The organism is Glutamicibacter sp. V16R2B1, from assembly GCF_005774635.1.
GTDB classification, from domain to species: Bacteria; Actinomycetota; Actinomycetes; order Actinomycetales; family Micrococcaceae; genus Glutamicibacter; species Glutamicibacter creatinolyticus.
This window is the reverse complement of record NZ_VATX01000009.1, coordinates 164846-175907: the sequence shown is the minus strand read 5'-3', so window position 1 is coordinate 175907 and position 11062 is coordinate 164846. Positions and strand designations below refer to the sequence as shown.

The window sequence follows — 11062 nt, the reverse complement described above, 5'->3', positions numbered from 1 at the left end:
CCGTATCGGCCTCAGACGAATGGGAAGATCGAGCGCTTCCACCGCACTCTCGCGTTCGAATGGGCCTACGCCCGGCACTACGGCTCAGAAGCCGAGCGCGCCGCCGCTTACCCGGCCTGGCTCCATGAGTACAATCATCACAGACCCCATACCGGCATCGGCGGCAAATCACCCATCGACCGCGTACACAACGTCCATGGGAAGAACAGCTAGCGGTCAAAGTGAAAAGGTAGGCAATCGAATAAAGGCTGACAAGGCCCGGGAAGCAACCTCGTCTTCGCGGGCCTTGTCTTGTATTCAAGGGACTAAGGTGTCGGGACGCCCATCACCGGATGAGGTAAGCCTGGTGTGCTCTGTCGGTTAGCCAGTTATCTTTCCCACCTCCGCATTGTCCTGCGCAGAGATCCCTCTCATGGAAATGGTTTGACGTGCTTCCAGTCTGCGGGCTTGTCGTGAGTGAGATTCAGGCAACGGAAGCCTTTTCTCTGGCGTGGTCACGCGAGCCTACGAATGTGCCATTGGGTTCGGCCCTCACCAAGTTGCCGAAGAACTATTTGGCCAGCCTCCGTTTTTGAATCTGGACGCCGTTCCTTTGACCGCATAAATTAACCTGGGAAACAGCGTGCCGAGGGTAAGCATTCTTCTCGGGCGGGCTCAATGGGCCGGGAGCGGCTGGCGTTTCAGACAACGCAATTTCGCCCGCCTGAAAGGCAGCATCTAGCGGACAGCCTGAATTGCGATAACTTACGTTTTTTGGAAGACCCATTCTCCTATAGATGACGAGAGCGCAACAGTGTCTACTGGGTCTCCAACGGGTACGAATGACAGCAGGAAGTTGAATTTAGCGGAGGGTGGGAAGCCTTGCCAAGAGCGACAAGAAGGCACGGATCCCGCGGTCGCTGGAAAGCTCACAGTCTTCAATTACTACTGCCTGATCACCGAAATACGGGCTCATGTCTAATCCCAAACCTATTCCTGCGACACTTGTTCGGCTAGTATTTGCGTGCCTGATCACCTCAACCAGATCCTGGTGGAGGTAGGATGCACCGTTCGTTTGTGTCGTGGCGGTATCCGATGGACTTCCATCTGAAATGACGATAAGAACTCGACGTTCTGCGGCATTTTCGGATAGACGGTGTAGGGCCCATCTCACAGCTTCACCGTCTACGCCCTCCTTGTAGAGAGGCTGGTGCAACAATGCGCCGATGCTGTTCCGGCTCGTCCGCCAGCTTGAAGTGAAGTCTTTAAAGATAAGATGGTTTATCTCGTTCAGCCGTCCCGGCTGTTGGGGTGAGCCGGCACGACGCCATTCGCTTAGCGGGCGGCCGCCATTCCAAGCTCGCGTTGTGTAGCCGAGGACCTCTACGGGAACCTCACACTGATCCAGCGCTCTTATCGTCAGGTTCAGAAACGAAGCAATCGATTTCGCATGGTGCCGCATCGATCCCGAGCAATCGATGAGAAAGCTGATCGCTGCGAATGGATGCGATGCTTCGTGTGTTTCTCGAAATACTCTATGGTCAGTGGGAGAGGCAATCAACGTAGCCAACCTGCCGCCGTCAATCAAGCCGCGTTCGGCACCCCCATACCAGCCATCCGGTGTGGGATAGCAGAAGATCGCTCGCAGGGCCCGTGCGAGGAATCTGTGGTTTATTCCAGATTGAGACGCTAAATGCGCGATCTCCGCACGGTAGCGTTCGAGTAGCCCAGCACGAATATGCTGGGTTGCCGGAACAACCTGATCATACTGTCGGGTAAAGGCACGGTAGCGGGAATCCTCGCGCCCGCTCTTGGATCCAGGGTCCAATGCTGCACGTGCGACGGCAGCAGCTTCACCAGCGACATCCAGATGTAGAGTGAATCGTGAATCATCCGCTCGACGTCGTGGTGCCGGCCGACTGCCGCGATTGGAGTGGTGCGCGGCGATACTGTCGTCTACCAGTCTGGCAATACGCAGTGAGATCTGCGCGAATCGGAGCTGGTCAAAACGTGCCGGACGGAGACGGGCCGCTAACGCCCCGATGCCGGATGGGAAAGCTATGCGCGCAGCTTCGATGGAATCTTCCATCTCTGGAGCTAGCCCGGTGCCATTGATTTTGGACCGGCAGACTTGGGCCAGTGCGAATAGCATCTGCCCTAGCTCCGTCTCTGCCAAAGCTGACGCCTGAAACTGTGTGGTCCAACTGTGAAATCCATTGTCGAGATTTGAGCGAACGCCAGGCAACCTGTTTAGCGACTCGCACCGGAATTGCTCGAGAAGCTCGAAGATGAAACGGCCGCCCGAAGATTTCGGAAGTAGCTCTTGATGCTGTCTCATATCTGAATGACGCACCCGAAGGGCCATTCCGTCGCTAGCGCCTCGATAGGCGTGCAAATCGGAATAGCCAATTTGAGGGTAGAGATGGGCTGCGTTGATGGGAAGCATCCTGCCGGAGCTCCAGGCAGTGTTGCCACGTAACTCTAATCCGGCATCAGCACTCAGTGCCCGGAGGCAAGCGCTCTGGAGGCGTCTGATCTCCTGAGCGTGTTGGGATATGCGGGGCGGCTCCGTAGGCTGTTCAGTCATCGCTGAAGCCTTCTAAAAATCAATGGCCATAGACTCTGGCAGTTCTGTGTCAAAACAACGTTGGAAGTATTCCGCGATGAGAGAGTGTTCTGATTCATCGCACTTATTGAGGAAGGTGAGGCGAAATGCCAAAGCAGGATCGCGGAATATTTCGATGTTTTGGGCCCAGGTGATCACGGTGCGTGGCGACATGAGTGTAGAAACATCGCCGGCCGCAAACCCGTCACGCGTCAATGCAGCAACGGACACCATGGCACGAATTAGCTCCATGCCTTCCGGAGTGCGAGCCAGTTCCGGAACACGCCCCGCTACGATAGAGATCTCGTCCTCAGCCGGCAGGAAGTTGAGGCTGGCGACAACGTTCCAGCGGTCAATCTGCGCGTGATTTAAGCGCTGCACACCATGATAGAGACCGTTCAAGTTTCCCAATCCGACAGTATTAGACGTTGCGAACAACCGAAAATGCGGATGGGGCTGAATGACGCGATTCTGGTCGGGCAGCACGAGTGCCCCGTTCTGCTCTAGCAGGCGTTGGATTACAAACATGACATCTGGACGACCTGCATCGTACTCATCAAGAATGAGGGCCATTGGTTGGCTCATCGCCCAAGGAATGACACCTTCTTGGAACGATGTAGTCGGCTGCCCATCACGTATCACGACGCTATCCTTGCCGACCAAATCCATACGCCCTAACTGCCCGTCAAGGTTGACTCGCATCACCGGCCAACGAAGACGCGCCGCGACCTGCTCAATATGGCTCGACTTGCCCGTGCCATGCATCCCCTGCACCAAGACTCGCGAATCGTGCATGAAACCCGCGAGTATGGCCAACGTGGTGGGCTTATTGAACCGATAGTTCGTGTCGATTGTTGGTACATGAGGCGAGTCACCAAGAAATCGAGTCACCGTTAGGTCAGTATCAATATCGAAGAGTCTGCGCGCGCTCACGCTTTCGAATTCGTCAGTCGGTGCCGGGGCGAAGGTCGTCATCTTTACCATCCTGCAGCTAGTGGGCTGTCGTCTTCTTCCAAATCCTCAATTCGCGCAATATCTGCGGCTGCTTGCTGTACCAACGGCAGTAGCTGTTCCAGATCCGATGCAGATTTGCGCATTACCGGTGCTTGAATAGCAACGCACATATTCGAGCGTCCTGCCGCGTTCGGAACTAAGACCGCGAGACACACTAGGCCGTTCAAGAATTCTTGACGGTCGAGTGCATAGCCCTGCTGGCGAACGAGTGCCAGCTCGGATTCCAGTGCCTCAAAATCGGTCAGCGTTTGCTCCGTGTACCGAGGTAGGCGACCCGTGCCGAGTAGACGACGGCGCTGCGCAGGGCCAAATTGAGCGATGATGAGCTTTCCACTCGCTGAACAGTGCGCCGGAACGCGAGAGCCCGGGCCGAGGTGTACGCGAATTGGTTCAGAAGTTTCGACGCGATCTAGATAGATCACCTCGTTGCCAGAGAGGGCGGTGATATTGCAGCTTTCGCCGATGCGGGACACTAGGTCCTGCAAGATCGCGTTACGCGCACCTTTGCGTGTGTCGTTAAGTAAAACGTCCTCGGCAAGACGCCGCATTCTTGCTCCCGTGGCGTAATGGCGTCCATCGCTGTGCCGAGTTAGCAGATCCGCGCTTTCCAGCTGCTGCAACATCCGGTGCAATGTCGGCTTAGGCAGACCGGTCTGATCGACAAGTGATTGCAGCGTAAATAGCTGATCTCGGCTCGTGATGAGTTCCAGTAAGGCGAACAAGCGTAGTGCCGGCGTCTCGCCCTGAACTGACCCCTGCGCCCCGAGCGAAGGCTCGGTGAGATTGTCCATGGTAGGACTCCTCCCGATTCGAAGTTTCATTAAATACTAACATTCGAAACAAAAAGCTGAACAGGTCTTGACGAATGTGACTCAGCTCGCATAGCTTTGGTGTCAATCCCATTTTCTATGGGAAAACGCACCATTTTCTGAGATGCAGAAAGTATGTTCCACTGAAGGGGGCAACATGTCCGAACAGATCATTGAATCCCAGCGGGTTGAGACGGACGACGCGAGCGCGCAGGCAGCGCCGGTCGCCAAGCGCGAAGCGGTCAAGGGAGTGCAAAAGATGACGCCGTCTGAGGCGTTCGTCGAAACTTTGGTAGCCAATGATGTCACCGATATCTTTGGAATCATGGGCTCAGCCTTCATGGACGCCATGGATATCTTTGCGCCCGCAGGGATTCGCCTGGTACCGGTGGTTCACGAGCAAGGCGCTGCACACATGGCTGACGGCTACGCCCGTGCGTCCGGGCGGCACGGTGTAGTCATCGGGCAGAACGGCCCTGGCATCTCAAACTGTGTCACCGGTATCGCCGCTGCATTCTGGGCCCATAGCCCGGTTGTTATTGTGACTCCAGAAGCGGGCACCAACACCATGGGACTGGGTGGTTTTCAGGAAGCCAACCAGTTGCCTATGTTCCAGGAGTTCACCAAGTACCAGGGACATGTCACCCATCCCAACCGCATGGCAGAATACACGGCACGTTGCTTCGATCGGGCCATGAGCGAAATCGGCCCGACACAGCTCAACATCCCTCGCGATTACTTTTATGGCGAGTCCACGACGGAGATCCCTGAGCCACGTCGTGTCGACCGTGGAGCGGGTGGAACGAAATCGCTCGACGAGGCGGTGGAACTGCTGGCCCAGGCCAAGTTCCCCGTGATTATTTCCGGTGGGGGCGTCGTTATGGCTGACGGCGTCGAAGAGTGTAAAGCCCTCGCCGAACGGCTAGGCGCTCCGGTCGTGAACAGCTACCAGCACAATGACTCGTTCCCTGCCAGTCATCCTCTTTGGGCCGGTCCTCTGGGATACCAGGGCTCGAAGGCGGGGATGAAGCTGATTTCCCAAGCTGACGTCGTCCTCGCACTGGGCACGCGACTTGGACCATTTGGCACCTTGCCGCAGTACGGCCAGGCTTACTGGCCAAACGATGCAAAAATCATTCAAGTCGACGCTGATCACAAGATGCTGGGCCTGGTTAAGAAGATCTCCGTCGGTATCTGCGGGGACGCCAAGGCTGTCGCGACGGAACTGGTCGCGCGTCTGAAGAGCCGTGCGCTTGATTCGGATGCCACGAAGGCGGAACGTGCTTCAGCTATCCGGGCTGAGAAAGAAGCGTGGGAAGAAGAGCTCTCGGCTTGGACTCACGAAAAGGATGACTATTCGCTGGATGTGATTGAAGAAGCCAAGGACGAAGACGGCAATTGGCTGCATCCTCGTCAGGTCCTGCGCGAGCTGGAGAAGGCCATGCCGGAAGACGTTATGGTTTCAACCGACATCGGCAATATCAACTCTGTGGCCCACAGCTACCTTCGTTTTGAGAAGCCACGCAGCTTCTTTGCGCCGATGTCCTTTGGCAACTGCGGCTACGCGCTGCCGACGATCATTGGAGCTAAGGCAGCCGCGCCTGAACGACCGGCGATTGCTTACGCAGGGGACGGCGCGTGGGCCATGAGCATGGGAGAAGTTCTGACGGCGGTCCGCCACGATATCCCTGTCACTGCGGTTGTATTCCGGAATCGGCAGTGGGGTGCAGAGAAGAAGAACCAGGTGGAGTTCTACGGGCGCCGCTTTGTTGCTGGCGAACTCGACAACGGCGAGAGCTTTGCAGAGATGGCTCGCAGCATGGGCGCTGAAGGAGTCGTAGTCGACAAACTTGAGGATGTCGGACCCGCACTCCAAGCTGCCGTGGATGCACAAATGAACGACGGCAAGACCACTGTCATCGAAGTGATGTGCACCCGAGAATTGGGTGACCCGTTCCGCCGTGATGCGCTGTCGACTCCAGTGCGCCACCTCGAGAAGTACAAGGACTACGTATAAAAGGAGACCGAATATAAGCAGCGAATAATCTGCAATAAACGGCCCGACTAGAGGGCTCTGTACACCGGGTAATGGGTGTCCTGTCACTCTCCCACTAGGGGAGGGCCAGGACACCCATTGCCTTTACCCTCGGGCCCAAAAAATAGTTACAGCAGAAACTGGTCGATGAAGTTGGAGGCAAGCGGAGCGAGCAGGGCTCCATCTTGCTCGACCGAGCGCCCGGAGTATGCAGTTTTGAAGGAATGATCCCCGCCTTCGATCCAATGCAGCGTTGCCCTTGCGCCAAGTTTTCCGACCACATCCTCGAGCAGCTGCGGTGTTGCAAAAGGGTCCTTGGTTCCCTGCAAGAACAACATTGGGGTGTCCAGACCGTACAGATGCTCATCGCGCAGTTTTTCGGTCTTCTTTGGTGCGTGCAGCGGATAACCAAGGAAGATGAGGCCTGGAGTCTGCATCCCTTCGGCCACCGCTGCCGACGCCATGCGCCCACCGAAGGATTTGCCAGCGGCGAATACGGGAAGACCTGCGGCAAGATTTTCAGCAGCCCATTCCCTTACCTGTTTCCACACTTCTACTGCTCGGGGAGCGCGGTCCGGAAACTTCTTGCCCGCATCCATGTATGGAAAATTAAAGCGCAGCGTGCTGATCCCAAGTCCGGGCAACGCAGTGGCAAACCCGGACATAAACGGGTGGTCCTTGCCCGCGCCTGAGCCGTGAGCGACGATGAGAAGCGCCTTTGGATCCGCGGCTGGATCCCAGAGCGCGCTCACGGTCTCGCCGTCGAATGGAATTCGTAGTTCTTCGCTCATGTGGTTAACCCTATGTGGAGGCATTGACGTCGTAAGGTCGTGGAGTAGAGCATTACTGGCTCCATTGCTCGCGCGTTCCCGTGCTGGATTCCTTCCCGTTTTCAGTTTTTACAGTCAACTTCTCCACGGCCTCACTACTATGAGCTTTCTTGTTGATCTTCAGAATCATGTTGCCGGAGACAAAATCAACACCGGGGATTCTTGCAGTGTCGTAGGTATTGTTTTGCCATTTTCCGTCCGCCAAGGTCACCAGGAGCTCTCCGCGTGCAGGCGCCTCAACGGATGCAATGTACGCGTGAGGATCGGTGGGAATGCAGGACCGATAATCCTCCAATTTCTTGATGCTCTTTCCGCAGAAGGACTCGTACGTATCATTCATGCTGTCGAGCTACTGCACGTATTTTTCTTCGGCCCAACTCTCCAGGTCGGCCGGATCCGCTCCGGTGCGCGCACGAGAGTAGGTGCCGCTTTTTGAGCCGTCTTCTGTCGTGAAAGTGACGGCTTCCAGCTCTGGAGAGGATTCTCCGATGCTCTCGAACATAACTAGTCCCATGACGCGCAGCTCATCCTCAGCGGTTTGGTAGCTCTGGAACATGCCGTCCGAATTGAACCGATAGGAATTCTCTAGGTAGACAGTGATATTGCCCGGTTCGTTAACTTTCCATGAGTTGATGAGGTTGTAGGGCGGAAGAAACCCCTTAACGGACTTGATCCCCGAATTCTCTACCCACATGGCCATCTTTTCGTCCGCCCACTGCTGGGCGGTAGCCGTCGTGGCAGGGGATGCGCCCGGACGTGACGATGCAGGATCCTCACTCTGAACGGAGGATACGTCTGGATTCGCTGTAGCGGCAGCAGTGGACGGTGCCGCCGACGAAGGCTGGGTGACCGCTTCAGCGCTCTTCTGCGGAACCGCTGCCGTGGAACAGCCGGTGAGCAGCAGCCCGGCAACAACAAGAGACAAGGGGATAGCTGCGCGCATGAGGCCTTCCAGGTCGGGTGATTCCCGATCAGTGTAGACCGGGACCTGATAAGGAACGAAACCTGTTTGGCCACCTTCTCGCCTCGTCTCGCCCCGCGGCTCTGTCCGCTGTTCCCGGCACAGCAAAACTGCCCCGCAGCCTTCGCACACAAGGTGAAAAGGACTGCGGGGCAGTTGCAGCTAGCAGCTGGCTACCGCGTTCGGGTTAGACCCCGAAGTATTCGGCGGTGGTGGCGGCCGCCACCGGCTGGTCCTTGCCGACCGACAGTTTCCCGTCGACGACATCGACCAGAACGGTGTCGCCCTCGCCCAGTTCGTCGGCGACCAGCAGATCCGCGATCGCGTCGTGAACCCTGCGCTGCACCAGGCGGCGCAGTGGGCGGGCGCCGAACTCCGGATCGTAGCCCTCGGTTGCCAACCAGCTGGTGGCCGCATCGGTCACCTTCAGCTGCAGCTTCTGGTCGGACAGGTAGCTGCGGGTTTCCCCCAGCACCAGGGTCACGATCTGGGCAATCTCCTCCTCGCTGAGCTTGCTGAACAGCAGTACCTCATCCAGGCGGTTCAGGAACTCGGGGCGAACGAATTCGCGCACCTTGCCCATGACCTTTGCCCGGATGTCCGAGCGTTCGCTCTGCGCATTGGCGGAGGCGAAGCCCAGTGAACCGGTGCGGCTGGCCAGGTACTGGCTGCCCAGGTTGCTGGTCATCAGGATCAGCGTGTTCGAGAAGTCCACGGTCCGGCCCTGGGCGTCGGTCAGCCGTCCGTCATCGAGCACCTGCAACAGAACGTTGAAGATGTCCGGGTGGGCCTTCTCGATCTCGTCGAGCAGGATCACCGAGTATGGGTTGCGCCGCACCTTTTCGGTCAGCTGGCCCGGCTCGTCGTGACCGATGTACCCCGGAGGGGCACCGATCAGCCGTGCCACGGTGTGCTTCTCACCGTATTCGCTCATGTCGATACGGATCAGCGCATCGGACTTGCCGAACAGGTTCGTCGCAAGCGCCTTGGCCAGCTCGGTCTTACCCACGCCGGTCGGGCCCAGGAACATGAACGAGGCAATCGGACGGTTGGCGTTGGCCATGCCGGTGCGTGAACGACGCACCGCACGAGCCACCGCGGAGACCGCATCGTGCTGGCCGATGACCGAGGAATGCAATTCCTCTTCCAGTTTGGCCAGGCGCGACTTGTCATCCGAGGTGATCCGGGCGGCCGGGATGCCGGTCGAGCGGGCAATGACCTCGGCGATCTGCTCCTCATCGACCACGCGGGTCACGCTCTTGCCACCGGTGGACTCCACCTGGCGGATCCGTTCGGTCAGCTCGGTGATGTGGTCGCGCCACGCACCGGCGTCCTCGAACCGTTCCTCCGCGATGGCCCGGGCCTTGTCCCGTTCGGAGTCAACCAGCTCGGAACGCAGCGCCTGGACATCCACGGTGCCGTCGGCGGCAATCGAGCGCCGGGCACCGGCAATGTCCAGCAGGTCGATGGCCTTGTCCGGCAGCTGACGGTCGGTCAGGTAGCGGGCCGAGAGGCTCACCGCGGCCTGCAGGGCCGCGTCCGTGTACTGGACTTGGTGGTGATCCTCGTAGGACTCCTTCAGACCCTGCAGGATCTGCAGTGCATGCTCCTCGCTGGGCTCATTGACGGTGACCTTGCCGAAGCGGCGGGTCAGCGCGGCATCCTTCTCCACCTTGCGGAACTCGGAGAGGGTGGTGGCGCCGATCAGCCGCAACTCACCGCGGGCCAGCCGCGGCTTGAGGATGTTGGCCGCATCCATGCTGCCCGATTCCCCGGCCCCCGCGCCGACCAACAGGTGCATCTCATCGATGAACACGATGGTCTGGCCCTCGGCGCTGGCGATTTCCTCCAGCAGGGAGGTCAGGCGCTGCTCGAAGTCACCGCGGTAGCGGGTACCGGCGAGCATGCCCGGCAGGTCAATGGAGATCAGCCGGGTGCCCGAGATCTGCTCCGGCACCTCGTCGGCGACGATGGAACGGGCCAGGCCCTCGGCGATGGCGGTCTTGCCGACGCCGGCTTCACCGATCAGCACCGGGTTGTTCTTGGTGCGCCGGGCCAGGATCTCAATGACCTGCTCCAGTTCCTGGTCGCGACCGATCACCGGGTCGATCTGCCCATCGGCAGCCAGTGCGGTCAAGTCGGTGCCGAAGCGCTCCAGCATCGACTCGTCGGATTCCTGTTGCTGTTCCTGCTGCCCCTGGCCGGCGGCACGCTGTGCCTGTTCGGCAGCGGCCTGCTGCAGGGACTGGGCGGTCACACCGTGCTCGGCCAGCAAGATTCCCACCGGGGACTCCGGGGAGAAGACAAAGGCCAGGAACAGGTGCTCCGGATCAATGTAGGTGGAGCCGTAGTTGCGAGCCACCTGGTAGGCGTCAAACAGGGAACGCTGGGCAGCGGCCGAGAGCCGGTTGGTCTTCTCGTTGCTTTCCGAGCGCTTGGGAAGACGCTGGTTGGCTGCGGCGGCCAGGGCCTCGAGGTCCACTCCCATGAACTTCAAGTGCGAGGCAACCGGTTCGGTATGCAGCAATGCCAAAAGCAAGTGCAAGGCATCGATTTCGTCGTGGCCGTCCTCGCTGGCAATAGTGGCAGCCCGTGAAACCACTTCATGAGTGCGTTGCGAGAGCAGACGGGTGATGTCGATCGGACGGGCTGATTGGGCTCGCGAAGAGAGGAACCGCGAAAGGAATTCCTCAAACGAGCCATCGGCGGATGAACCGAAGAACGCTGGCAAGTGAGCCTCCTGAAACTTGAGTGTTACGTACTCATGTTCAACGCTACAGATCGCCAACTATTCCCGAACACCGAAAATTGGTTCGAAAGTTATGCGCT

General features: G+C 58.4%; 9 protein-coding genes. 2 read left to right on the top strand and 7 right to left on the bottom strand.

Annotated features, from left to right (window positions below):
• A partial coding sequence (locus FDN03_RS06375; RefSeq protein WP_138175177.1) for an integrase core domain-containing protein occupies positions 1-213 on the top strand: 213 nt, incomplete at its 5' end.
• A gap of 628 nt (positions 214-841) precedes the next feature.
• On the opposite strand, the gene FDN03_RS06370 is transcribed toward FDN03_RS06375, so the two are convergent.
• From FDN03_RS06370 to FDN03_RS06360, 3 genes are read right to left on the bottom strand one after another with little or no spacing between them, the layout of a single operon-like run.
• Positions 842-2566 (bottom strand): cobalt chelatase, encoded by a 1725-nt coding sequence (locus FDN03_RS06370; RefSeq protein WP_138175175.1) that lies wholly within the window; start codon positions 2564-2566, stop codon positions 842-844.
• 12 nt (positions 2567-2578) lie between these two features.
• Positions 2579-3559 (bottom strand): AAA family ATPase, encoded by a 981-nt coding sequence (locus FDN03_RS06365; protein ID WP_212743869.1) that lies wholly within the window; start codon positions 3557-3559, stop codon positions 2579-2581.
• A 2-nt stretch (positions 3560-3561) separates the two neighbouring features.
• A complete protein-coding gene (locus FDN03_RS06360; protein WP_054820484.1) occupies positions 3562-4389 on the bottom strand; it encodes an IclR family transcriptional regulator in 828 nt (275 codons plus the stop codon).
• A gap of 175 nt (positions 4390-4564) precedes the next feature.
• On the opposite strand from FDN03_RS06360, the gene xsc reads away from it, so the two are divergent.
• Complete coding sequence (xsc, locus tag FDN03_RS06355) at positions 4565-6424, top strand: sulfoacetaldehyde acetyltransferase (RefSeq protein ID WP_246049685.1); 1860 nt, start codon at positions 4565-4567, stop codon at positions 6422-6424.
• A 146-nt stretch (positions 6425-6570) separates the two neighbouring features.
• Here xsc and FDN03_RS06350 read toward each other — a convergent pair whose 3' ends face one another.
• The 4 genes from FDN03_RS06350 to FDN03_RS06340 form a co-directional block, all read right to left on the bottom strand.
• On the bottom strand, positions 6571-7233 hold the full coding sequence (locus tag FDN03_RS06350) for an alpha/beta family hydrolase (protein ID WP_138175171.1): 663 nt from the start codon (positions 7231-7233) through the stop codon (positions 6571-6573).
• A gap of 52 nt (positions 7234-7285) precedes the next feature.
• Complete coding sequence (locus FDN03_RS16765) at positions 7286-7612, bottom strand: hypothetical protein (protein WP_249354351.1); 327 nt, start codon at positions 7610-7612, stop codon at positions 7286-7288.
• Between the two features lie 9 nt (positions 7613-7621).
• On the bottom strand, positions 7622-8215 hold the full coding sequence (locus tag FDN03_RS16760; protein WP_249354349.1) for a hypothetical protein: 594 nt from the start codon (positions 8213-8215) through the stop codon (positions 7622-7624).
• Between the two features lie 205 nt (positions 8216-8420).
• The gene (locus FDN03_RS06340) at positions 8421-10835 is read right to left on the bottom strand and encodes an ATP-dependent Clp protease ATP-binding subunit (protein ID WP_349291708.1); all 2415 of its coding nucleotides are present in this window, start codon (positions 10833-10835) and stop codon (positions 8421-8423) included.
• Positions 10836-11062: the final 227 nt, after the last annotated feature.